The organism is Maribacter sp. Hel_I_7, assembly GCF_000688315.1.
Lineage (GTDB): Bacteria > Bacteroidota > Bacteroidia > Flavobacteriales > Flavobacteriaceae > Maribacter > Maribacter stanieri.
The window spans coordinates 2,064,940-2,089,207 of sequence record NZ_JHZW01000002.1 but is presented as its reverse complement, the minus strand read 5'-3'; the positions used below and the strand labels follow the sequence as shown (position 1 = coordinate 2,089,207).

The following is a 24,268-nucleotide window of genomic DNA, read 5'->3' as shown; positions in this document are numbered from 1 at the left end:
AATTATAGCAAAATGAGAAAATTAATATACATAGTACTATTCATTTCTGGTTGGGGATATGCACAGATTACGCCCGAGTTTGAAATAGGCGCAAAAGGGGTGTTTTCCGGAAATCTAATTTTAAACTCGGACGAGTCCAGTGCCGTTTCCGATTTTTCGGATACGCAATTATTAATGGGGCTACAGCAAAAGTTATACAATGATTGGAGGACACAATTTGTACTTGGCCTGCAATTTCCTGATGCAAATTCCAATCTTGGTGAAGTATTCTACAACAACATTTTTGTTCGATTGGAGGATAAAAAGAATGTCGTGAAGGTCGGAAGAACGCTCGCGCAGACCAACTTGAACGAATTTCCTACACTTAGGGATGATGATGCGCAACGTTTTACCTATGCTTTGAACCCCTTTTCAGATGGGGTAAATACCGAGCGTGACCAGTATGCAAATGTGTTGGAATATTCACGTATTTTCAAGCAACGGCTTTTTGTTTCGGTACATGGCGAAAATTTCTACGACAGTAGGGAACCTGATGATTTCAGGTTGAATTCCATGGGATTGACACTCATGTACAGGGTTCCTGAAAACCAGCGATGGAACAGGAACGTTTTGCAGGAAATAGGATTGAGTTTTAATAACTACTTTACCGACAGGCCGGGTTATTCCAACGATTTTGATGCTTCGGTAAAGAACGTATTGTTCAGCACAACGGCCAATCTTAAACCGGATCCCATAAACTTTATCGATTTTAGGTTCCAAGCCATCCAAAATTTTGGATGGGACGAAATAACCCAGCTCGATGACTACTTTGATTATACCCGAACGGAATCGACCACCCTCTTTGGAACCCTTCGTTACCTGAAACAGAAGCTAGAGCGGCCACATTATCAATTTTCTATGGGTGCGGGTTACAAATCCCTATCAAACCTACAAACAGATTCAGATCAATTGTTGTTCATCGCCAACGGATTTTATCGACTTGGGGAAAACTTCGATATAGGGCTGCAATATCGATATACCGAAAATTCAGGTTTTACGGAAAATCTCTTTGGTCAAAACGAGCACAGGGTGCAATTGGCAATTGTCTATTCTTTCAGTAAAATATTCAATAAACAATTTGGTGATAGGGAAGATCTATTGAATTTGGAACACAATTATATCAAATAAATAAATGCAATACGTCTGGTTCATATGGTCCCTAATCATCCTCGCCCTTTGGGTGGTAATCTATCTATTTAAAAAGGATATAAGGATAGAAATGCTCAAAATGAGTTGGATCACCATGCCCTTTGGCCTTACGGAACCCCTGTTCGTACCCGAGTACTGGTTCCCCCCTTCCCTATTCAATCTGGCGGAAAATACGGGGTTCGACATAGAGAGTCTTATTTTTTCCTTTGCCATTGGAGGTATAGGAACGGTGCTGTACAACCTTATTTTTAAAAGAAGGTTTGTTGAAATGCCGCATTCGGAAAGAAGCCACCGGAGGCATTCGCTTCATGTTTACATTCTTTTTGTTCCTGTTCTGATTTTTGCGGCACTAAGCCTTTTTACAGGTCTTAATCATATTTATTGTGGGGTCATCGCCTTGTTTTTCGGAGGACTGGCAACCCTATACTGCCGCCCCGATCTAAAGGGTAAAATCTGGGTCGGTGGTATGCTGTTTACAGTGCTCTACTTTGTCTATTTCGGAAGTATCCTTCCGTTTTACCCCCAATATGTGGAGCTGTACTGGAATCTGGAAAATCTAACGCATATTCTTGTTCTGGGCATCCCCATTGAAGAACTTTTATTCGCCTTCACTTTTGGGATGTACTGGTCAGGGCTATATGAACATCTGTATTGGAGAAAAGTAATAAAACCGATAACCATTGATTAATGGTTATTTAATACTAACATAAAGTATCACTTATAAATTAAATGTCATGAAAATACTATTAGCAATAGATGGATCGGAATACAGCAATACAGCGGTGGAAGAACTTTCGAGAATGCCGTTCCCGTCCAATACCGAAGTACGTATCATCTCAGTTTTCGAGAATCCGTTATTGACCGCTCCGGGCGCCGTTCCAATGGGAGGCACTCTTGGCAACTATTATGAAGAAGCCGTGTCAAACGCAAAAAAAATGGCAGAAGACATCGTGCAGAATGCCAGTCAGGTATTGCAAAAGAAGAACGCCGATGTATCCGTTACGACGGATGTTGTGAACGGCCTTCCAAAAATCACGATTCTGGAAGAGGCCGAGGCTATGGGTGCGGAACTAATCGTGGTCGGGTCACATGGCCATGGTGCGTTCAAACGTTTCCTGCTGGGCTCGGTTTCCCAATCCATTTCAGTTCACGCCGATTGCTCGGTATTGATAGTTCGTAAACCCGCTTCAGAAAATGAAAAATGATGGGTTGAGTGCCAATGCTGCTATTGAAAATTAGCATGGATAAAAATGAATACAACAATGTTAACATGAAAAAAGGCAACACGTTGAACACTTCTATGGGAAATACCTGTAAGGTAACAGATTCCATCTGTTTGCCAGACACCAAATTGCCCCGGGCGGTCGTGGTAGGTGGTGGCTTTGCGGGCCTTGCCTTGGTAGAAGGGCTAAAAAAGAAAAACATACAGGTCGTATTGGTGGACAAGAATAATTTCCATCAATTCCAGCCCCTCTTTTATCAAGTGGCCACCAGTGCACTGGAACCCGACAGCATTGTATTCCCTTTTAGAAAACAGATCAGCGGTTACAAGAATGTTCAATTTCGCTTGGCGGAGGTCGAAGAAATAGAACCCTCCCGGAATACAGTGGTTACCAACAAGGGCATATTGACCTACGATTATCTCATATTGGCCACGGGAACGGCCACCAACTTTTTCGGACTTGAAAATGTGGAAAAAAATAGTTTAGGGATGAAAGACATTCGTGATTCCCTGAACATCCGCCACATGATGCTGCAAAACCTGGAACAGGCAGCGATTACCTGTGATGATGAAGAGCGCGATGCCCTGACCAATTTTGTGATCGTGGGCGGGGGTCCCGCAGGGGTTGAAATGGCAGGGGCCTTGGCAGAGTTTTGCAGGTACATCCTTCCAAAGGACTATCCCGAATATCCCTCTTCAATTATGAAGATCTATTTGGTGGAAGCCATGGACGAACTACTGGGAGCCATGTCCGACAAGGCCTCGGAAAAAACATTGGAGTACCTTAAAAATCTTGATGTTGAAGTTCTATTGAACGAAGCGGTCAGTGATTATGATGGCAAAGTAGTACAGACCAAGAGCGGTAAAATGCTATTGGCAAGAAACCTCGTTTGGACAGCAGGGGTCAAGGGACAATTTCCGAAGGGAATCAGCAAAGAATCCATAGTAAAAGGGAATCGCTTAAAAACAAACGGGTATTTACAGGTGGACGGCCATAAGAACATCTACGCCATTGGAGACATTGCCGCATTGATTTCTGAAGCTACGCCGAAAGGACATCCACAAGTAGCACAGACAGCCATTCAACAAGGAAAATATCTTGCCGAAATGCTGACCGATCTAATCGATGACAAACCATCAAAACAGTTTAAATATAAGGATAAGGGATCGCTGGCCACCGTTGGTAAACGAAAAGCGGTAGCCGATCTGGGCAAGCTGAAGTTTGGGGGATATTTTGCCTGGTTATTATGGTCCGTGGTGCATTTGATGTCCATCAGTGGGTTCAGAAACAAACTGTTGGTAGGCTTTAATTGGGTCATAAGTTATTTTACCTATGAAAAGAGCAATAGGGTCATCATTAGGAATTTCAAACAAAGTTCCCATATAGACTCCCCATCGGATGAACAATTTGGGACATTGGAAAAGTCCGAAAATATGCAAAAAACAAAAATCGATGCTTAAAAACCGAAATAACATAGGCATTCGAAAATTCTTTGGCCATTATACCAAGGGCCTCAACAATAGTGGGGTTGTTCTCTTTGTAACCGTAGTTGTTGCAATGGTCTGGGCAAATTCCCCTTGGAAAGAATTTTATACCGGTCTTATGCAAACTGATATCGGCTTTTACATTGCGGATTTTCGGTTATCGGAACCTTTGCTTTTGTGGATCAATGATGGGTTGATGGCACTGTTCTTTTTGCAGGTCGGGTTAGAGCTTAAAAGGGAAATATTGGGAGGCAAACTTTCATCCCCTAAGAATGCTGTATTACCCATAGGAGCGGCAATAGGGGGAATGGTAATCCCCGCCTTCATTTACTATTTGTTCAACGGTTCCGGGGAGGCTTCCCAAGGATGGGGCATTCCAATGGCCACCGATATTGCCTTTTCGTTGGGGGTCCTGGCACTTGTGGGGAAAAGATTGCCCACCGCTCTAAGGGTATTTTTGGTCACATTGGCAATCGTGGACGATTTGGGCGGTGTTCTGGTCATCGCCCTATTTTATACTTCCGGTATTTCGGGAATGGATTTGCTCCACGGGCTGCTCTTCTTCGGACTTCTCATCATAGGAAATTTTGTCGGGGTAAGAAGCACTTGGTTTTATGCTATTATAGGAATAGGAGGCGTGTGGCTGGCCTTCTTTTTTTCCGGGGTGCACCCTACAATTGCAGGAATTCTTACTGCTGTGGCAATTCCGGGTCGGGTAAAAATTAAAGAGGGAACCTTTCTAAAACGTTTGGACGCACTCCATAAAAGATTTCAGGAATCAAAGTCGATCAAAGGCACCCTTATATCCAACCAACAGTTGGAAATATTGGAGGATATTAAAACCACAAGTTCAGAAGCCGAGACTCCGCTACAAAAACTGGAAAGGGCTTTACACCCTCTGGTCAGCTTCATCATTCTTCCTTTGTTCGCCTTGGCAAATGCGGGGATACACCTTCATGGGGATTTGCTGAAGGTACTGACCGGCCCTGTTGGCCTAGGGATTGGTTTGGGGCTGATTTTCGGAAAATTCATTGGTATTACGGCCTTTTCAAGAATTCTTGTGGCCCTTAAACTTGCCAAACTCCCTGAAAACGTGAGTTGGAATATGATTTATGGGACGGCCTTTTTGGGGGGCATCGGTTTTACCATGTCACTGTTTATTAATGAACTGGCCTTCTCAGATGAATCTTTGATTTTCACTGCAAAAGTAAGCATCCTGTTTGCTTCCCTAATTTCAGGAATAGTAGGTGCCATACTCTTGCATAAAAACAGTAAAAAATTAATAACAATTAAATAAAAACAATATGAAAAAAGTAGCAGTAGTAGGATACGGGGTCATCGGGAAAAGAGTGGCCGATGCCATTAATTTACAAGATGATATGAGTCTTGTCGGGGTATGCGACATCATTAGCGATTGGCGCATACAGACCGCCCTGGAAAAAGGTTTTGCGGTATTTGCCGCAACCAAGGAAGCCGATGAGGAAATGCGATCGGAGGGAATATCCGTCGCAGGTTCGATGCAAGAACTCTTGGAACAGGTGGATCTTGTCGTGGATTGTACGCCCAAAAAGATTGCGGCAAAAAATGTTGAAATCTATAGGGAAAAAGGTATCAAATTCATTGTCCAAGGTGGGGAAAAACATGAAACCACCGGTCATTCCTTTAGTGCCGAGAACAACTATAACTCGGCTTTGAATTTGGATTCGACTAGAGTGGTTTCCTGCAACACCACATCCATTTTAAGAACGTTGACCGCACTAAAAAGGGCCGACCTGTTGGACTATGCCAGGGGCACTTTGTTAAGAAGGGCCACCGACCCGTGGGAGAGCCATTTGGGAGGCATTATGAACACAATGGTTCCCGAAAAGGATATCCCCAGCCACCAAGGTCCGGATGCCCAAAGTGTAGATCCCGATCTCGATGTGATTACAGCGGCGGTAAAGGTGCCCGAAACTTTGAGCCATATGCACTACTGGAACGTGAAATTGAAGAAAAAGGCCACTAAAGAAGAAGTGCTAGCTGCCCTTAAAACCTCGACCCGTATCCACTTTATTCGCTATGACCAAGGGCTGGTGTCCAACAACACCATTAAGGAAATGTATTTGGATATGGGACGGCCATGGGGCGATATGTACGAAGTGGCCCTGTGGGAAGATATGCTGAAAGTCGTGGGCGACGAACTGTTTTATGCCTATGTGGTGGACAACCAAGCTATCGTAATTCCTGAGACCATTGATGCCATACGGGCATTGACAGGTATCGAAAGTGATGGTCAAAAATCTATCGTCAAAACCAACAAAAGTTTGGGAATCAATTAAAAAAAAGACAATGAAAACATATGAACATATCGTGGAACTCTTAGGGGATAAAGCATCCTACTATCTGGACCACGTGAGCGAGAAAATCACGAAGGACGAATTGCAACTGCCTGAAAAAAATGTGGTGGACAAGGTATTCGTACCCAGTGATCGGAATACACGGGTCCTCGGAAGCCTATCTAAACTCTATGATCACGGCAACCTTGCAGAAACGGGATATCTGAGTATTCTTCCGGTAGATCAGGGCATTGAACACAGTGCCGCCTTTTCCTTCTATAAGAACCCCGATTACTTTGATCCGGAGAATATCATAAAATTGGCCGTCGAAGCGGGCTGCAATGGGGTGGCCTCCACCTTTGGAGGCCTGGGCCTTTATGCTAGGAAATATGCGCACAAAATTCCCTTCGTTGTCAAGATAAACCATAACCAGCTGTTGACCTATCCCGCTCAATACGACCAAACTCTCTTCGGTACGGTGAAGGAAGCTTGGAACATGGGTGCAACGGCGGTCGGTGCGACCATCTATTTCGGTTCCGAGGAAAGCAATCGGCAGTTGAGGGAGATTTCCGAGGCATTTGCGGAGGCACACAGTCTTGGAATGGCCACTATTCTTTGGTGCTATACCCGCAATGAAGCCTTTAAAACCGATAAGGAAGACTATCATTCATCGGCCGATTTGACATCTCAGGCCAACCATCTAGGGGTTACCATCCAAGCGGATATAATTAAACAAAAGTTGCCAACTACCAATTATGGATTCAAAAATATTGGGTTCGGCAAATACGACGATGCCATGTATGAAACCTTGACCACGGAACATCCCATTGACCTATGTAGGTTACAAGTGGCGAATTGCTATATGGGAAAAATCGGGTTGATCAACTCGGGAGGTGGCTCCAAGGGAGAATCCGACCTGACCGAAGCCATTATTACGGCAATCGTCAACAAGCGGGCCGGAGGATCCGGTCTGATTCTAGGAAGAAAGGCTTTTCAGCGACCGTTCAAAGAGGGTGTGGAACTTTTGCACGCGGTACAAGGTGTTTATCTGGAAAAGAAAATAACAATAGCATAACGGATACTAAGGAATGTTCGATACGGAAATAAAATCACTGAAATCGCTTAACCATTACCTGCAAAAATTGGTGGAAGATAGGTTATGGCTAAAGGTTATCATCGCTCTGTTCCTAGGTGTAGGCCTTGGTCTTTTGTTAAGTCCGCAAAATGGTTGGATAACCAAAGGCACAGCTGATGTTCTGGGCAATTGGTTGGCCCTGCCGGGCATGCTCTTTCTCAAGTTGGTACAAATGATTATGATTCCTTTGATCGTTGCCTCTATAATTACCGGCATTGCCAGCAACGACAAGGAGAATTTAAAAAAACTGGGGGGCGGTGTACTCTTGTATTTTATATCCACAACCATTATCTCGGTAACCATAGGTACAATCCTTGGATTGATCTTTAGCCCTGGAAAGTATCTGCACCAGCAAGCGATTGTCGATCATGAACAGGCTTTGGCCAATACGGCCGAAAGCACGGAATTATCGTTTGGGATAAACGATATTCCCAATGCCATAACAAATTTGTTGCCTGACAATCCGCTGGCATCCATGGTAAGCGGTGAAATGTTGAGTATCGTCATTTTTACCATTATCATAGGGGTCGCCGTATTATCCCTTCCCGATGATTTGCTACGGCCCGTAAAGTTATTGTTGAGTGCCATACAGGAAATCTGCATGACCGTGGTCAAATGGGCCATGTTGTTGGTTCCGGTAGCCGTGTTCGGCTTGATGGCGCAGCTGACCTCCAGCGTTGGTCTAAATTCCCTTTCTGGGCTGGGCTTTTATGTGCTCGTCGTATTGATAGGGTTACTGTTGCTGGTCGTAATTTACCTCATAGTTGTAAGCCTTTTGGGCAAGGTCAATCCGTTCGGGTTTTTACGTAAGATTAGGGATGTCCAACTGCTGGCCTTCTCGACCACAAGTTCTGCTGCAGTAATGCCTTTATCCCTTGAAACGGCGGAAGAAGAACTGGAAGTAGATCCAGCCATCAGTAATTTTATCATTCCAATCGGAGCTACCGTTAATATGGACGGTACGGCACTTTACCAAACCATAACGACCCTGTTTATTGCCCAGGCCTACGGATTGGAAATGGGCCTTATGAACGTTATTGTAGTGGTGATTACTATCGTAGCAGCTTCCATTGGTACTCCGGCAATACCGGGAGGGGGAGTAGTGATTTTGGCTTCTGTACTTTCCAGTGCAGGCATACCTGCCGAAGGAATTATCATCATTATAGGGGTGGAACGGTTACTAGGGATGTTCCGTACCGCAGTTAATGTCACAGGCGACCTTACTGCCTGTATGGTGTTCAACCGCTTCTATGGAAATAAGCCCGCCAAAGGCCCGAAGAGTATTTTGAAAACGAAAAATGAGTATTCCCCTGTTTAAAAACAAAAAAAATGATGAAGTCAATCAACGGTATAGATCTTTCCCCAAAACTGAACAAGGAATATTGGGTAAACTGCCATAGGGAATGGCGAGAGGAAATCATCTACTTTCTTATGGTAGACCGGTTTCATGACAGCAACAAACGGAGCTCCTTGGACTTCGATATTCGGCATTCAGGTTTTGGCAATGAAGACGAATTGCAAAAACCCTTTGGGGGCACTATCAAGGGAATCATCGACAATATAGAATACATCAGAGACTTGGGCTGTACGGCCCTTTGGCTTAGTCCTGTTTTTGAAAACAACCCCCAATCTTACCATGGCTATGCCATTCAGAATTATTTGGATGTGGACAAACGCTGGGGCACAAAAAAAGAACTGGAAAGGCTCGTTGACAAAGCACATAAATTGGATATACGGGTTTTCTTGGATGTCGTTTTGCACCATTCCGGTGACAATTGGTCGTACCCGTTCGATTACCCTTATTACTATGCAAACGGACAACGTTTCCCGTTGGGAGATTGGCGCGAGAAAGATAGGCCGCTACCGATAGAACTAAGAGATCCCGAACTTTACAACCGAAAAGGGCAAATAAGGAATTTCGATAAGTATCCAGAAACCCAAGAGGGCGATTTTTTGACCCTAAAAACATTCCGGAACGATGGTTCCCCTGAAAGCGAGAAGTTAGGGGAACTATTGGCTGCCATACATTGTTACTGGATACGCGAGACCGACGTGGATGGTTTTCGGTTGGATGCCGTCAAACATATGAAGGGACAGGACATTAGCCGTTTTTGTTCCACCATTCGTGAATATGCCTACTCCTTGGGCAAGAGAAACTTCTTTTTGTTCGGTGAGATTATCGGCAATGACGAGACGGGCAATCCGTATCTGGGGCCGAAAATGTTGCCGGAAGACCAGAACGTGTATTATGGGCTGGATTCTGTTTTGGACCATCCGCTACACAGTGTTCTAGCTGGGGTCATTAAGGGTGTTTCCTCTCCTGAAAGACTATTGGAACGCTATTCCTCATTGCAATGGAATGCCCTCAGCCGGGGTGAATATGGGGATTTCTTGGTGACCTATATCGATGATCACGACCAAGTGGGCACTGATTTTAAGCACCGCTTTGGCTATAATGCCACTCCAGAACAGATTGTAGCGGGCATGGGCTTTCTGCTCTGTGCCCTTGGTGCCCCATGTATCTATTATGGAACGGAACAAGGTCTGGATGGAAATGGGATGGATGACCGATATATCAGGGAAGGTATGTTCGATCCAAATGATACCGAGACCAACGTATTGAACCGCAATTCGTGGATATACAGGACAATTGCAGATTTGGCAAAACTTAGGCAAACAGAATCTATCCTGAAATTCGGTAGGATGTATTTTAGGGAAACTTCAAAAAACGCAGTTGATTTTCACTATCCCAATTGCGAAGAATGTCTTTTGGCCTTTTCCAGGGTACTTCACAACGGAGAGATTTTGGTGGTATATAATTCGTCCCCAAAAGATACGAAAGAAGAGTATGTCTTAATTGATAATGGCATCAACAATGAAAACACCTATATGAAATGTATTTATGGAGGTAAAACTAAAATAAAAGTGCAAAAAAATTCAGATAGACAAGATAGCCGACTTTATATCAAGTTAAAACTGAAACCCATGGAGTTTTTGATATTCAAGAACAGTTAGTTAAAACAAGGATATTGTAGTAAGAGCTAGATTATTTTTTACGAATCAAATACTAGTTATAATCGAGTAGAACCATGAAAGATTTCATTATTAAAACGGGAAAAAGGATGTTGGTCTTATTACTGGTAGTAGCCGTACTTTTTATTTCTATAGTTGGGTATCAATACCTTGTTGTTGCCGTAGCACCTAAGTATAATCCCGAAACCATGGCCTTGAATTTTGAAATAGTGGGCTCTGGGGATAGGAATCTGGTTTTTATCCATGGCCTAACGGGCTCCAAAAACTATTGGAAAAGGGATTTGGATACCAGTTCAGGCACACATAAACTTCTGTTGGTCGACCTGCTCGGTTTTGGCGACTCCCCAAAGCCCAATAGCGATTATAGCCTTGAGATGCAGGTGGGCGCTTTGGAAGCGATTATTTCAAAAGAAGGTTTCGATGGGGGCAGAACCGTGCTTGTCGCACACTCCATGGGCACTGTCATCGCATTGGCACTTCTTGAAAAACATCCCGATTGGTTTAAAGGGGCAATAGCGATAGGTACCCCGGTATATAAGGATATGAAAGAATTTAATGATATAATGTCAGAACATTCTCTTTTTGACAGGCTTACGGCAAACAAATATTCCAAATACCTCTGTTTGCTGCATCCCATTTTTATGACCCGGATATTCAAGCCCGAAAACCTGTCGGATGACGTATTTGCAGATGCCAATAAACACACTTGGCAGAGCTATTACAATTCGTTGAACGAAATAATCCTGGATACTGACCTATATGCCATCGCCAGAAACATCGGAAACAAAAAAGTTGTTTTTATCCATGGCGATCAAGATACCACGGCTCCCCTGGTTAATGCGGTAAAATTGGCCAATACCGTTTCAAATGCCGAATTTCTGACCGTCAATGGTGGCGACCATCAACTTTTTTTGAAAGACCCGAACATCGTCTGGAAAGCAGTCACGGATTTTTTCGGTTGATCGGCAGTAAAAATGGATTAGAATAAGAACTGGAAAATAAAAATGAAGATGAAAAAAACAAAGAACACTACGCATCAACTCTACGGATCGATGCACACCGACATCGAGGGAGTAGAAAACCTCATAGAACTTGCCCTCAATATACGATGGTCATGGAACCACGCTTCCGATGAACTTTGGCAACAATTGGATCCCGAACTGTGGGAATTTACGCGGAACCCTTGGGTCATATTACAAACCGTTTCAAGGGATCGGTTGGAGCAACATTTGTCCGATCCCGATTTCCGGGAAAAACTCGACGGTCTTTTAAGACTGAACAAAGAGGTACTCTCCGCTCCCTCTTGGTTTCAGCAAAAGCATCCAAAGACCAAGCTGCGAACCGTTGCATATTTTAGTATGGAATATATGCTGAACGAGGCCCTGCCTATTTATGCCGGTGGCTTGGGCAATGTAGCTGGCGACCAACTAAAATCGGCAAGTGATTTGGGCGTGCCCGTCGTTGCAGTGGGGCTGCTCTACGACAAAGGGTACTTCCGTCAGGAAATTGATAAATACGGCACCCAGAATGCCATGTTTCCTTACAATGATCCAGGTCAGTTACCGATTACGCCGTTACGACTGCCCAATGGGGAATGGCTTCGGTTAAAAGTGTCTTTACCTGGCCACCCGATATGGCTACGTGCGTGGCAGGTAAAGGTAGGAAGGTCTAAGCTCTATCTATTGGATAGTAACGATGCGGCCAATTTACCTGTCCACCGTGGCATAACCGATGAACTGTATGGCGGTGGCCCAGATCATCGTATAAAACAAGAAATTGTTCTGGGCATCGGGGGTTATAAATTGCTCAAGGCCTTGGATATCGATCCCGAAGTTTGCCATATGAACGAAGGCCATGCCGCTTTTCTAGTACTGGAACGTGCCAACGATTTTATGAAGGCGAACGGCACTTCGTTCGAAGAGGCCCTTGCCGTAACCAGGGCGGGCAACCTATTTACGACGCACACTGCGGTCCCCGCCGGTTTTGACCATTTCAGCCCATCGCTTATGGAGCAATTTCTTGGCCGGTATGCCAAGGAAGAACTGGGTATCGATTTCAACGACTTGATGGCTCTGGGTCGGGCAGATTCCAATAATCAATGGGAGAGTTTTAATATGGCCTATCTCGCCATTCGTGGAAGTGGTGCCGTGAACGGTGTTAGCCGGTTGCACAGCGAAGTAAGTAGAAATCTTTTTACCAATCTTTTTCCACGATGGCCAATACCCGAAATCCCCGTGGACCATGTGACCAACGGGGTCCATATGCCGTGTTGGGATTCCAAATATGCCGATGAACTCTGGACGGAGTCCTGCGGAAAAGATCGTTGGAGAGGGGAACTCACAGACCATGAAGCACATATTTCGAAAATTCCTGATGCAAAATTATGGCAATTCAGGAACCGGTCCAGAAATCGACTTGTAAGTTTTATCAGGGAAAGATTTGAAAGACAAGCTATTGTTTCGGGTCTTCCTTCGGAAATAGTTGAAACGGCAAAAAAGGTGTTTGACCCCAACACCTTAACCTTGGGCTTTGCCCGGCGATTTGTACCGTACAAGAGACCGGACCTGCTATTGCACGATCCGGAACGCTTTATCCGTATCCTTACCAATCCAGAACATCCCGTTCAATTGGTACTGGCTGGTAAGGCACCACCTTTCGATGAATCAGGGAAAGCTTTGATACGAAAATGGGTACAATTTATCCAACAGCATAATTTGCACAGGCATGTACTTTTTTTGAGCGACTATGACATGATGTTGACCGAGAATTTGGTACAGGGTGTCGATGTATGGCTCAATACCCCAAGACGCCCGTGGGAAGCCAGTGGAACCAGTGGCATGAAGGTGCTGGTCAACGGCGGCCTTAATTTATCGGAACTGGACGGTTGGTGGGCCGAAGCCTATACCCCGGAGGTAGGTTGGGCCTTGGGAGACGGTCAAGAACATGGCGATGACCCCGCTTGGGATGCCGCTGAGGCAGAAGCCTTGTATGACATATTGGAACAACAAGTTGTGCCCGAATTTTATGCGCGCAACAAAAAAGACGTACCCGAACAATGGGTAGCACGGATGCGAAAAAGCATGGCGACCCTTACTCCCCAATTTTCTGCCAATCGCACCGTACGGGAGTACACAGAACAATTTTACCTTCCTGGGGCGGCAAGATATAAAAAAAGAGCGGCAAGAAAAGGAGCCGCAGGGAAAAGGGTTTTAGATGCTGCGCATGATCTTGGGCAAAAATGGGATGCCATAAAATTCGGAAAAGTTCAAATTGAGAGCGAGCGCCAGAAGCATCATTTTAAAGTCCCGGTCTGGCTGAATGAAATAAATCCTAAAAATATTATTGTGGAGCTTTTTGCAGAAGGCTTGAACGGCAAACCACCTGAAAGAATCAATATGAAATTTGACTGGATGGGAGAACAAGGGGAACATAATTTTTATGCCCAGGTCAATACTCCCCGACCCACCAATCACTATACCGTTCGTATTCTACCGGATTACGAAGGCGTTGCCGTGCCCTTGGAGGACAACATGATTCAGTGGCAACATTAACTAGATATAAAAATTTTAAAATAAATACGCAATGAAAACACTTGAATACCATGAAGTTGTGCTAAAGAAAGTAAGCTTTGACCATGACCTGTTAAAGAAGGAGTTGGAAAAGGCGGTCAGGAATACCACTTGTTCGGAACAACCTGCGCTGTTGGAATGGTGTGCTAGGGAACTAGGACCAAAATATGAAAAAATCGCTACCTTCTATATGGAGGATAAGGATTGTGCCTTGTCAAAGAATTGATTCATGATAAACGAAAGTAATGGGTCAATCGATTCAATGGGTTGAATCTCATTTCTAAAAGCTAAATTTTTTTATCTAATACAAATAATGTACCCTGAAAATTCAAACATATTTACTATAAATGGTGGTTCGTCCAGCATCAAGTTCGCCATGTATGGAATGGCCAAGACTCCGAAGCCTATATTTTCAGGGAGCATAAACCGTATTGGATTAAAAAATACAAGCTTCAATGTTACCTACGTCGATCAGGATGAAAAGATGAGCTATGATGTATACTGTCCCGGTTTTTACGAGGCCGCCATCTTTTTGATACTCTGGTTAAAAAAACAAGTTGGGTTTGATAAGGTCAAATGCGTCGGCCATCGTGTCGTCCATGGCATGGAACATTCCCGTGCCGAAGTGATAGATGCAATTTTATTAAAGGAATTAAAGCGAATAAGGGATTATGACCCAGAACATTTACCCGCTGAAATCGAAATCATCGAACTTTTTAAAAATAGATGCCCGGGAGTATTACAGGTAGCCTGTTTTGATACTGCCTTTCATACAACAATGCCACGCGTGGCAAAAATATTGCCTATACCAAGGCGATTTGACCGAGCCGGTGTTCATAAATATGGCTTTCATGGCCTCTCCTACGCCTATCTCATGGAAGAACTGAAGAAGACAATAGGTGTCAAAGATACTAATGGCCGCATCATTCTGGCCCATCTTGGGAACGGGGCCAGTTTGGCTGCTTTGAAAGATGGCAAGAGTATGGATACCAGTATGGGCTTCACGCCCGCAGGTGGATGTATAATGGGCACAAGGAGTGGGGATTTGGATCCGGGAGTTGCTTGGTACATGATGAACAGTGAAGGAATGAACACCAAAAAGTTCAATCATTTGATCAATCATGAAGCCGGTCTTTTAGGGGTTTCGGAAACGAGTGCCGATATGCAAGACCTTCTGAAAATGGAAAGCTCGGATGTAAGGGCTGCAGAAGCGGTGGCCTTATTTTGCTATCAGGTAAAAAAATGGATCGGCTCATTTATGACCGTATTGGAAGGCCTGGATACCTTGGTTTTTTCTGGCGGCATCGGGGAGAACGCACCCATAATCCGATCAAGGGTTTGCGAAGGCCTTCGTTTTGTAGGAATTGAATTGGACAAATACCGAAACGATCAAAATAAATCCGAAATTTCGATAGAGGGTGGCAAAGTAAAAGTATTGGTAATCCCTACCGATGAAGAGCTCATGATCGCGAAATGTACGACGGACCTCTATATCGAATCAAAAATAAAGAACAACGGTTCAAAATTAAGTAAGACATGGAAAAGCAAAATAGTGAAATAGAACAAGAGGAATTATCCAAAGAACATCTAGCGAAAATAGATGCCTATTGGAGGGCCTCCAATTATCTTTCCGTGGGGCAGATATATTTGCGTGACAATCCGCTGATGCGGGAACCACTGAAACCGGAACATATCAAACCCATGTTATTGGGGCATTGGGGCACTACCCCCGGCCAAAATTTTATATATGTTCATCTGAACCGTATCATCAAAAAATATGACCTGAACATGATATATGTATCGGGACCCGGCCACGGCGGACCGGCTCTTGTTGGCAGCACCTACCTTGAAGGAACCTATGGCGAGGTGTATCCTCACATAAGTCAGGATGAAGAAGGATTAAAAAAATTGTTTACCCAATTTTCCTTTCCTGGTGGAATCCCAAGCCATGTCTCCCCTGAATGCCCCGGCTCCATCCACGAAGGCGGTGAACTGGGCTATTCCCTGAGCCACGCATTCGGTGCGGCCTTTGACAATCCCAATCTCATCGTGACATGTGTAGTGGGCGACGGGGAAGCGGAAACCGGTCCGTTGGCTACGGCATGGCACTCCAACAAATTCCTTAATCCCGTGACCGACGGTGTTGTGCTTCCGATTTTACATCTCAATGGGTATAAGATTGCCAACCCCACTATCTTGGCCCGTATCGGGAATGAAGAACTGGAACAACTTTTTTTAGGGTATGGATGGAAACCCTATTGGATCGAAGGGGAAGACCCAATGGCCATGCACCAAAAAATGGCGCAGCTATTGGATCAGGTAGTCGAGGAAATTAAAGCGATAAAGGAGAATGCCGCCCAGGATGACAATGCGAAACGTCCACGTTGGCCCATGATCATTCTCAAGTCCCCCAAAGGGTGGACGGGACCCAAGTTTGTGGACGGCCTACCGGTGGAAAATCATTTCAGATCGCATCAGGTACCCTTATCTGATGTGGCAAGTAATCCAGAACATCTAAAACAGTTGGAAGATTGGTTCAAAAGCTACGGACCTGAAGCGCTTTTTGATGAACACGGAAGATTTTTACCCGAATTGGCCGAACTGGCCCCTAAAGGTGAACGGCGAATGGGAGCCAATCCGCATGCCAACGGAGGAATTTTATTAAAGGACCTGCACATGCCCGATTATAGGGATTACGGTTTGGACATTCCGGAACGGGGGAAAATGGGAAATGGCGACACCCGTGTTCTAGGCGAATTTGCCAGGGATATAATCAAATTGAACGAAGCACAACGAAACTTTAGGGTTTTTGGCCCTGATGAAACGCTTTCCAATCGCTTAAACTCGGTTTTCGAGACCACTAATCGACAATGGGAAGCCGAAACCATGGCTACCGATGAACTCCTTAAAAAAGACGGTCGTGTGGTGGAAATGTTGAGCGAGCACCAATGCGAGGGCTGGCTGGAAGGGTATCTCTTGACCGGACGACATGGTCTGTTCAATTGTTACGAGGCCTTCATCCATATTATCGATTCCATGTTCAACCAACATGCCAAGTGGCTAAAAGTAACCTCAGAGTTGCCGTGGCGTAGAAAGATTGCTTCCCTGAACATACTTTTGGCGTCCCATGTATGGCGACAGGACCACAATGGGTTTACCCACCAAGATCCCGGCTTTATTGATCATGTGGTCAATAAAAAAGCAGAAATAGTCCGAGTTTATTTGCCGCCCGATGCCAATTGTCTTCTATCCGTCATGGACCATTGTTTTCGAAGCAAGCATTATGTGAATGTTGTGGTCGCCGGTAAGCATCCCGCACCGCAATGGCTCCCTATGGAGGAGGCGGTCATACATTGTGCCAAAGGCATCGGTATCTGGGCATGGGCAAGTAATGATGAAGGTACAGAACCCGATGTCGTTATGGCCTGCGCAGGCGACGTGCCTACCCTTGAAACCTTAGCGGCCGTATCCATACTCCGCGAAAAATTACCGGAACTAAAAATACGGGTTGTGAACGTGGTCGATTTGATGAAGCTCCAGACCGAGACGGCCCATCCACATGGGCTAAAGGATGCCGATTTCGATATGTTGTTCACTAAAGACAAGCCTGTCATTTTCGCTTTTCACGGCTATCCGTGGCTTATCCATAGGTTGACCTACAATCGTACAAACCATGTCAATATACATGTAAGGGGCTATAAGGAAGAAGGCACGATAACTACCGCTTTTGATATGACGGTATTGAACGATATGGATAGATTTCATTTGGTACAGGATGTCTTGGACAGGTTACCGAACCTCGGCGACGAAGTGGCTTACCTGAAACAGGAGATGCAAGACAAGCTGATCGAACACAAATACTACATCCGTAAAAACGGGCAGGATATGCCCGAAGTCAGAGATTGGAATTGGAACGGGCAAGCCTAATATGATAACAAAGCTCTTTTAAATAACAATAATAATAGTTTCTAGAAAAAGGAAAATGGATAATAGTAAAACTAAACATATCGGGGTATTCACTTCAGGGGGCGATTCTCCGGGAATGAACGCTGCGCTCTACGGAACAGTAAAGGTAGCTGAGCAACATGGCATCAGGGTAAGCGGCATCCTAAAGGGGTACGAAGGCATGATAGATGGGAATTTTATCCCTTTGGAAAGCCAACAGCTACAAAAAACGGTACACCGTGGTGGTACGGTATTGAAAACCGCCAGAAGCGAGCGCTTTATGGCCGTGGAAGGAAGGCAACTTGCCTTTAAAAACCTTCAGGACAATGATATCGATGCTGTGGTAGCCATTGGTGGCGACGGTACTTTTAAGGGCCTGCTTGCTTTTTCAGAAATTTGTGACATCCCATTCATAGGTATTCCCGGGACCATAGATAACGATATTTCCGGCACCGATTACACCCTTGGTTTTGATTCCGCGGTCAACACAGCCATTGAAAATATCGATAAAATTAAAGATACTGCCGAATCTCACAATCGGGTATTTATTGTGGAAGTAATGGGCCGGGATAGCGGCTATATTGCCATTCATTCCGGATTGGGCGTTGGTGCCGATGCCATATTGATACCTGAGAGCGGTGAAGATTTTCTCCAGTTGCTTAAAAAAGTCAAGGACTATAAAAGTGAAGATGGGTTTATCGTAGTGGTTTCGGAAGGAGATGAATTGGGAGCAGGACTCGTGGCGTCAAAGATCAAGGAAATCAATTCAAAAGTGGACCTGCGGATTACAAAACTTGGTCATGTGCAACGGGGAGGAAACCCCTCGTCCCTGGACAGAATGTTGGGAATCAGGCTTGGATCGGCCGCAGTGAGGGCACTTTTGTTGGGCCGAAGAAATGCAATGGTCGGGGTTTTGGACAATCAATTGAGCCTTACCCCCTTTGAGCAGGTGGTAAAACAGCACCAAGTTAACGATGAACTGCAAGAACTTTTAAAGATATTTGGAAAGTAAGAAATGATAGAAGTCTTTAAAAATATTAACCCATTTATCCTCGGATTGCTAATCAGTCTGGGCATTGGCCTTATTCTGGGGCTGGAACGTGAATACGATAAATTGAAGGATGAACGAGGTTTTGCAGGTATAAGAACCTTCCCTATTGTGGCAATCATTGGTTTTATATTAGGCAACCTTACCACAGCTTACACACCTTGGTTGGTCATTATTATTTCGGCAGCATTTCTTTTGTTTTTATCCTTGAGCCATCTTTCTATCGTACAAAAACACATAATGACGGGTATAACCACTAATATGGCATTGTTCGCTACGCTGATTTTGGGCGTGATGGTTGCCAATCATTTGCACAAGGAAGCAGTTGCCACTGCAGTTATAGTGGTTACCCTGTTATCATTGAAAACTACCTTTAATACCTTCATTAAAAATATTACTTCAGAAGAGCTTTTTGCTTTTATTAAGTTTTCAATTATTACGCTTCTTATATTACCTTTCTTACCAAATCAAGACTATGGTCCAGAAGGATTGCTCAACCCTTTTGAGATTGGAGCAATCATAGTGATTGTCTCTTTTCTGAATTTCATCGGCTACTTTCTTGTAAAATATGTCGGTTCTAAACGAGGTATTTTGCTCACGGCAATTTTAGGAGGATTGATTTCAAGTACAGCCGTAGCTTGGATATATGCTTCAAGAAGTAAGGAATCGCCAGAACTTTCAAAAGAATATGCTGCGGGTATCATTATAGCTTCCGCCATAATGTTTCCCAGACTTGCAATTCTGGCCTATATTTTCAATAGTGCCATACTTTCCTATTTATTAATTCCATTTACTATTCTTACCCTTATTTGCTTGATTAGCGCACTCGTATTCATTAAAAAGAATACAGATGTGCCAAAGACAGCTATCAAGCTTGGTAATCCACTCAATATTTGGAACGCACTCGGGTTTGGGGGTATTTATGTGGCTATCCTTTTTGCCGTTTTTTATGGAAATCAATTTTTTGGCGAAAGCGGTTTATACTATTCAGCCCTCATTGCTGGATTGGCGGATACGGACGCCATTACCATTAGTATGGCAAAATTTGGGTCGTTGGAAGAAAAACTAACGCTGGCCACCAATGTTATTATAACAGCAACGATAAGCAATATGGTTGTAAAGTTGGGGATAGCCTATTTCAAAGGTTCTAAAAAGACAGGTAAACTTGTAATGCTAATTTTTGGAACTGTTGTCATTGTAGGGATAGCCTACATAATAATACAATCAGTAATTTAAAAATGAAATAATGAAAACAACGGTATTTAGTGCACATAAATTTGAAGAAGCCCATTTAGTATCCGCAAACAATGGCAGACACGAACTGAACTTACTTGAGCTGCGATTAACTGAAAACACGGCATCCTTGGCAGAGGGGTCCGAGGCTATCAGTCTTTTTACAAGTGATGATGCCTCGGAGAAGGTACTTGAAAAGTTAAGTGCCCTAGAGGTAAAATACATCGCGCTTCGTACGGCGGGTTACAATAACGTGGCCACGGAAAAAGCGAAAGAATTGGGCATCAAAGTTTCCCGAGTTCCAGCCTACTCCCCTTATGCCATAGCCGAACATACGGTCGCACTGATATTGGCCTTGAACAGAAAACTGATCAGGGCGCACAATAGGGTACGAGACATGAATTTCTCCTTAAATGGTCTCACTGGTTTTGATCTAAACGGAAAGACGGTGGGCATCATCGGTACCGGTAAAATCGGAGCAATCCTTGTTAAAATCCTTCACGGGTTTGGATGTAAGATACTGGCCCATGACACTTCTGAGGATGTAGATCTTATAGAAAAGTACGGCGTTCGCTATACCGATTGCGAAACGCTATGTGCCGAATCGGATATCATTAGCCTACATGTTCCCTTGACTTCTGGAACTAAGCATTTAATTGACACGAATCAAATTGGAATGATGAAAAAAGGGGTCATGCTGATCAACACAAGCAGAGGGGGCTTGGTGGATACCAAGGCGGTCATCGAAGGTCTAAAAACAGGTAAAATCGGCTATTTCGGGATGGACGTGTATGAAGAAGAGGAAGGACTTTTCTTCGAGGACCGTTCGGACGAAATACTACAAGACGATGTCATTGCGCGTTTGATGACCTTCAACAATGTTTTGATAACCAGCCATCAGGCTTTTCTGACCGATACGGCGTTGACAAATATTGCCGAGACCACAATCTACAATTTGGATTGTTTTGAGAAAGGAAAAAATTCTGAAAATGAAGTCTCTTAATTGAGAAAAACAAAATATGAATACAATAATTATATAAACTTAAGATATGGATCGAGTAAAAAATAAGGTGGCTATTGTCACAGGAGGTGCCTCCGGCCTAGGAAAATCAAGTGCTATTTTGTTGGCGCGGGAAGGAGCAAAAATAGTTGTAACCGATATCGATGAAGAAAATGGAAATCAGGTAGTTCAACAAATAAAGAATAATGGCGGTGAGGCCATATACATTGAACAAGATGTATCCAAAGAAAATCAATGGGAAATGGTTATCGAAACTACGTTCAAAAAATTTGGAAAGCTCCATGTTGTAGCTAATGCCGCAGGTATTGGACTCGGTGGAACGGTAGAAGAAGTTAGCCTTGAAGATTGGAAAAACCTTTTGGATATAAATCTGAACGGCACCTTCTTAGGTACCCAATATGGCATCAAGGGGATGAAAGAGACCGGAGAGGGCGGCTCAATCATTAATTTCTCGTCTATCGAAGGGCTTATTGGTGACCCCAATTTACCAGCATACAATGCGAGTAAAGGAGGTGTTACCATATTTACCAAATCTGCTGCGCTCCATTGTGCCAAACAAGGTTATAAGATTCGGGTCAATTCTATTCATCCAGCTTATATCTGGACACCGATGGTAGAAAATTTTCTGAAAGCCCAAGGTGATGTGGAAGAAGGCAAAAAACAATTGGAAAGTTTACACCCCGTCGGACATTTGGGAGAACCCGATGACATAGGTTATGGCGTAGTGTATCTGGCCTCTGACGAATCTAAATTCATGACCGGCTCCGAATTGGTAATCGATGGAGGTTACACCGCACAATAAATGTTACACCAAAAATTAGAAAGAATGAGAAATATACTAGTACCAACAGATTTTTCCGAAAACTGCAATAAAGCTGCCAATCTCGGAATAGCGATGGCCAAACTTTTTGATGCCGAAATCCATTTCTATCATTTAATACATACCCCCGTGGACTGGGTCAAATTGGATAAGCAAAAGGAAAAAAGATATCCTAAAACACTTAGAGAAATCGGGGCCGCAAAATCTGCTTTGCGCGAATTGGAAAAAAGGGCGGAAAAGGAAGGTCTAGAATGTCGAACCTTTTTGGAATATCAAGTTGAGACTACTAAAATTCTCAAACATTCCGGTCATTTTCATCATGATTTTATCATCACGGGGAGCAGTGGTACCAAAGGTACGGTCAGGGAATTGTTCGGTAGCAACGTTGAAGAAATAGTACGAAAATCAGTTGTTCCCGTTATCGTGGTCAAAGAGGAAGAGGTTTCATTTCCATTTAAGAATATCGTGTTCGTTTCTGATTTTGAAGAGGATGTAAGTGAAGCCTTTAAGCATGTAATCTCCATCGCTGACAAGTGTAATGCACATATCCGTCTATTGCGCGTCAATACGAAAACGGATACCAATAGCATTGAAGCGGGACTAAATCCGATTAAAACTTTCCTTGAAAAATTCCCAGACCTGAAAAATTATTCCATGTTCGTCAATAATGAACCTTCGGTAGAAACCGGTATCAATACTTTCTTAAACTATGAACCGGCGGACTTAATTGCCATGTGTACCCACGGAAGTACCGGTTTTTTGAGCTTATTCTCAAAAAGTATCGCCGAGGGTGTGGCCAATCATTCCACACTTCCGGTTATGACGATTAAAATTTAAATAAATCATTTTAAGATGTCGGGAAGCTTAAATCAAATACGAGAAAAACCCTTTTATAAATTATTGTTGGGAAGAACGACCTTGCCCCTTGTTACCATTTTGGGTATTGGCATCCTGTATGTTGTTTTAATGTCAATGGTCGACCATAAATCGTTGCCATTCCACATTATCATTGTAACAGCAGCATTGGGTAAGACCATCGTTATTACGATGACCACTTTAAAACGATTATCAAAACTGATAAAGATCTGTAATTCGTTGGAGCGGTTGCTATGGGTTTTTGGTTTGATAATCATTATAAGCATTTTTTCTTTTGCAACTGATTATGCCTGCCTTTTTCAATTCAGTCCTACCACATTTGAAGGTGTTCCCGATTATTCAAATTCGTACTTGTACAATTTGTATCATTTTTTCTACTTCAGCGTGATAACTTTTTCAACGGTAGGCTATGGCGATATAATTCCAACGTCGGATGTAGCCCGGTTCGTTGTTATGCTCGAAATATTCTTAAGTTTTTTCTTGATCGTCTTTGCTTTGGCCAATATTAAAAAAATACACATTAATGGATAAGATAAATATCATAAAGGCAAGTGGCGAGAAAGCACCTTTTGAAATAGAAAAAGTGATACGTTCATTAGAACGGGCGGGTGCCGATAAATTGTTGATCAAAGAGATAGTTCAAGATATTGATAAGGAAGTTCACGACGGAATGACTACAAAAAAGATATATCAAATGGCCTTTAACATATTAAAGAGAAAATCTAGGGTAAGTGCCTCAAAGTATAAGCTGAAAAAAGCCCTGATGGAGTTGGGCCCATCAGGATACCCCTTTGAAAGGTTCGTTGGTAAGGTATTCGGCCATGAAGGTTATGAAACCAAAGTAGGGATTATTGTTCAAGGCCACTGCGTACAACACGAAATTGATGTAATCGCGAAAAAAGATAATAAACACTTTATGATTGAATGTAAATACCATAGCGATCAAGGCCGATTTTGCAATGTAAAGATTCCGCTATACATCCAATCACGATTTCTGGATGTACAAAAGCAATGGGAAAAACAACAAGGCCATAAAACCAAATTTCATCAAGGTGGTGTTTGTACCAATACCCGTTTCACGAGCGATGCCCTACAATATGGGAACTGTGTCGGATTGATGCTTGTAAGTTGGGATCATCCTAAAGGTCACGGTTTGAAGGAACGAGTAGACAGACTCGGCCTACATCCTTTAACCTCTTTGACCACATTGACCAAAGCTGAAAAATCCAAACTATTGGATGCAGGCATTGTGCTCTGCAAGGAAATTAACGAAAACCCATCACTATTGGAGCAAATAGGTATCCCCAAACAAAGACAAAAAAACATTATCAAAGATTCAAGGGAATTATGTACAGCACATTAAAATAATTAAACATTT

21 protein-coding genes are annotated in these 24,268 nt (G+C 43.6%); all 21 read left to right on the top strand.

The genetic code is table 11. From position 1 onward, the window contains the following. Window positions 1–12 precede the first annotated feature (12 nt). Window positions 13–1,167 (top strand): hypothetical protein, encoded by a 1,155-nt coding sequence (locus P178_RS0110590; RefSeq protein WP_027066201.1) that lies wholly within the window; start codon window positions 13–15, stop codon window positions 1,165–1,167. Window positions 1,168–1,171: 4 nt separating this feature from the next. Beyond that, window positions 1,172–1,876 (top strand): lycopene cyclase domain-containing protein, encoded by a 705-nt coding sequence (locus P178_RS0110585; protein ID WP_027066200.1) that lies wholly within the window; start codon window positions 1,172–1,174, stop codon window positions 1,874–1,876. Window positions 1,877–1,922: 46 nt separating this feature from the next. Next, window positions 1,923–2,393 carry a universal stress protein gene (locus P178_RS0110580; RefSeq protein WP_027066199.1) on the top strand — a complete coding sequence of 157 codons (471 nt, stop codon included), beginning with the start codon at window positions 1,923–1,925 and terminating at the stop codon, window positions 2,391–2,393. 95 nt (window positions 2,394–2,488) lie between these two features. Continuing rightward, complete coding sequence (locus P178_RS21830) at window positions 2,489–3,871, top strand: NAD(P)/FAD-dependent oxidoreductase (RefSeq protein WP_410477207.1); 1,383 nt, start codon at window positions 2,489–2,491, stop codon at window positions 3,869–3,871. Then, window positions 3,864–5,192 carry a Na+/H+ antiporter NhaA gene (gene nhaA, locus P178_RS0110570; RefSeq protein ID WP_027066198.1) on the top strand — a complete coding sequence of 443 codons (1,329 nt, stop codon included), beginning with the start codon at window positions 3,864–3,866 and terminating at the stop codon, window positions 5,190–5,192. The genes P178_RS21830 and nhaA overlap by 8 nt, the downstream gene beginning before the upstream one ends. Window positions 5,193–5,199: 7 nt before the next feature. Then, window positions 5,200–6,213 (top strand): type II glyceraldehyde-3-phosphate dehydrogenase, encoded by a 1,014-nt coding sequence (locus tag P178_RS0110565; protein WP_027066197.1) that lies wholly within the window; start codon window positions 5,200–5,202, stop codon window positions 6,211–6,213. Window positions 6,214–6,223: 10 nt separating this feature from the next. After that, window positions 6,224–7,285 carry a class I fructose-bisphosphate aldolase gene (locus P178_RS0110560; RefSeq protein ID WP_027066196.1) on the top strand — a complete coding sequence of 354 codons (1,062 nt, stop codon included), beginning with the start codon at window positions 6,224–6,226 and terminating at the stop codon, window positions 7,283–7,285. 13 nt (window positions 7,286–7,298) lie between these two features. Further along, on the top strand, window positions 7,299–8,663 hold the full coding sequence (locus P178_RS0110555; protein ID WP_027066195.1) for a dicarboxylate/amino acid:cation symporter: 1,365 nt from the start codon (window positions 7,299–7,301) through the stop codon (window positions 8,661–8,663). A gap of 11 nt (window positions 8,664–8,674) precedes the next feature. Beyond that, a complete protein-coding gene (locus P178_RS0110550; RefSeq protein WP_027066194.1) occupies window positions 8,675–10,360 on the top strand; it encodes an alpha-amylase family glycosyl hydrolase in 1,686 nt (561 codons plus the stop codon). Window positions 10,361–10,434: 74 nt separating this feature from the next. Further along, window positions 10,435–11,340 (top strand): alpha/beta fold hydrolase, encoded by a 906-nt coding sequence (locus tag P178_RS0110545; protein ID WP_231500526.1) that lies wholly within the window; start codon window positions 10,435–10,437, stop codon window positions 11,338–11,340. 48 nt (window positions 11,341–11,388) lie between these two features. After that, on the top strand, window positions 11,389–13,929 hold the full coding sequence (gene glgP / locus P178_RS0110540) for an alpha-glucan family phosphorylase (RefSeq protein ID WP_027066192.1): 2,541 nt from the start codon (window positions 11,389–11,391) through the stop codon (window positions 13,927–13,929). A gap of 31 nt (window positions 13,930–13,960) precedes the next feature. Continuing rightward, window positions 13,961–14,173: a hypothetical protein gene (locus tag P178_RS21825; protein WP_036146060.1), complete on the top strand. Its 213-nt coding sequence runs from the start codon at window positions 13,961–13,963 to the stop codon at window positions 14,171–14,173. An 87-nt stretch (window positions 14,174–14,260) separates the two neighbouring features. Next, a complete protein-coding gene (locus tag P178_RS21820; protein WP_051638239.1) occupies window positions 14,261–15,508 on the top strand; it encodes an acetate/propionate family kinase in 1,248 nt (415 codons plus the stop codon). Further along, window positions 15,484–17,874 carry a phosphoketolase gene (locus tag P178_RS0110525; RefSeq protein ID WP_036146057.1) on the top strand — a complete coding sequence of 797 codons (2,391 nt, stop codon included), beginning with the start codon at window positions 15,484–15,486 and terminating at the stop codon, window positions 17,872–17,874. Before P178_RS21820 ends, P178_RS0110525 begins: the two co-directional genes overlap by 25 nt. Before the next feature lie 55 nt (window positions 17,875–17,929). Beyond that, the gene (locus P178_RS0110520; protein ID WP_027066190.1) at window positions 17,930–18,904 is read left to right on the top strand and encodes a 6-phosphofructokinase; all 975 of its coding nucleotides are present in this window, start codon (window positions 17,930–17,932) and stop codon (window positions 18,902–18,904) included. Between the two features lie 3 nt (window positions 18,905–18,907). After that, entirely contained in the window at window positions 18,908–20,176 is a 1,269-nt protein-coding gene (locus P178_RS0110515; protein WP_027066189.1) for an MgtC/SapB family protein, read from the top strand. Window positions 20,177–20,186: 10 nt separating this feature from the next. Continuing rightward, window positions 20,187–21,176 carry a 2-hydroxyacid dehydrogenase gene (locus tag P178_RS0110510; protein ID WP_027066188.1) on the top strand — a complete coding sequence of 330 codons (990 nt, stop codon included), beginning with the start codon at window positions 20,187–20,189 and terminating at the stop codon, window positions 21,174–21,176. 46 nt (window positions 21,177–21,222) lie between these two features. Then, entirely contained in the window at window positions 21,223–21,996 is a 774-nt protein-coding gene (locus P178_RS0110505) for an SDR family oxidoreductase (protein ID WP_027066187.1), read from the top strand. Between the two features lie 24 nt (window positions 21,997–22,020). Further along, window positions 22,021–22,851, top strand: a complete 831-nt coding sequence (locus P178_RS0110500; RefSeq protein WP_027066186.1) for a universal stress protein — start codon at window positions 22,021–22,023, stop codon at window positions 22,849–22,851. Between the two features lie 15 nt (window positions 22,852–22,866). Next, window positions 22,867–23,421, top strand: coding sequence for a potassium channel family protein (locus tag P178_RS23705; protein WP_051638238.1), 555 nt, complete (start codon window positions 22,867–22,869; stop codon window positions 23,419–23,421). Continuing rightward, a complete protein-coding gene (locus P178_RS0110490; RefSeq protein ID WP_027066184.1) occupies window positions 23,414–24,253 on the top strand; it encodes an ATP cone domain-containing protein in 840 nt (279 codons plus the stop codon). Before P178_RS23705 ends, P178_RS0110490 begins: the two co-directional genes overlap by 8 nt. The last annotated feature ends 15 nt before the right edge of the window (window positions 24,254–24,268 follow it).

Coding starts and splice junctions, on each gene's coding strand:
- P178_RS21820 (WP_051638239.1), top strand. CDS start 14,261: ATGTACCCTGAAAATTCAAACATATTTACTATAAATGGTGGTTCGTCC.
- P178_RS0110580 (WP_027066199.1), top strand. CDS start 1,923: ATGAAAATACTATTAGCAATAGATGGATCGGAATACAGCAATACAGCG.
- P178_RS0110585 (WP_027066200.1), top strand. CDS start 1,172: ATGCAATACGTCTGGTTCATATGGTCCCTAATCATCCTCGCCCTTTGG.
- P178_RS0110550 (WP_027066194.1), top strand. CDS start 8,675: ATGATGAAGTCAATCAACGGTATAGATCTTTCCCCAAAACTGAACAAG.
- glgP (WP_027066192.1), top strand. CDS start 11,389: ATGAAAAAAACAAAGAACACTACGCATCAACTCTACGGATCGATGCAC.
- P178_RS0110560 (WP_027066196.1), top strand. CDS start 6,224: ATGAAAACATATGAACATATCGTGGAACTCTTAGGGGATAAAGCATCC.
- P178_RS0110500 (WP_027066186.1), top strand. CDS start 22,021: ATGAGAAATATACTAGTACCAACAGATTTTTCCGAAAACTGCAATAAA.
- P178_RS0110490 (WP_027066184.1), top strand. CDS start 23,414: ATGGATAAGATAAATATCATAAAGGCAAGTGGCGAGAAAGCACCTTTT.
- P178_RS0110515 (WP_027066189.1), top strand. CDS start 18,908: ATGATAGAAGTCTTTAAAAATATTAACCCATTTATCCTCGGATTGCTA.
- P178_RS0110525 (WP_036146057.1), top strand. CDS start 15,484: ATGGAAAAGCAAAATAGTGAAATAGAACAAGAGGAATTATCCAAAGAA.
- P178_RS21825 (WP_036146060.1), top strand. CDS start 13,961: ATGAAAACACTTGAATACCATGAAGTTGTGCTAAAGAAAGTAAGCTTT.
- P178_RS21830 (WP_410477207.1), top strand. CDS start 2,489: ATGGGAAATACCTGTAAGGTAACAGATTCCATCTGTTTGCCAGACACC.
- P178_RS23705 (WP_051638238.1), top strand. CDS start 22,867: ATGTCGGGAAGCTTAAATCAAATACGAGAAAAACCCTTTTATAAATTA.
- P178_RS0110565 (WP_027066197.1), top strand. CDS start 5,200: ATGAAAAAAGTAGCAGTAGTAGGATACGGGGTCATCGGGAAAAGAGTG.
- P178_RS0110545 (WP_231500526.1), top strand. CDS start 10,435: ATGAAAGATTTCATTATTAAAACGGGAAAAAGGATGTTGGTCTTATTA.
- P178_RS0110505 (WP_027066187.1), top strand. CDS start 21,223: ATGGATCGAGTAAAAAATAAGGTGGCTATTGTCACAGGAGGTGCCTCC.
- P178_RS0110590 (WP_027066201.1), top strand. CDS start 13: ATGAGAAAATTAATATACATAGTACTATTCATTTCTGGTTGGGGATAT.
- P178_RS0110555 (WP_027066195.1), top strand. CDS start 7,299: ATGTTCGATACGGAAATAAAATCACTGAAATCGCTTAACCATTACCTG.
- nhaA (WP_027066198.1), top strand. CDS start 3,864: ATGCTTAAAAACCGAAATAACATAGGCATTCGAAAATTCTTTGGCCAT.
- P178_RS0110520 (WP_027066190.1), top strand. CDS start 17,930: ATGGATAATAGTAAAACTAAACATATCGGGGTATTCACTTCAGGGGGC.
- P178_RS0110510 (WP_027066188.1), top strand. CDS start 20,187: ATGAAAACAACGGTATTTAGTGCACATAAATTTGAAGAAGCCCATTTA.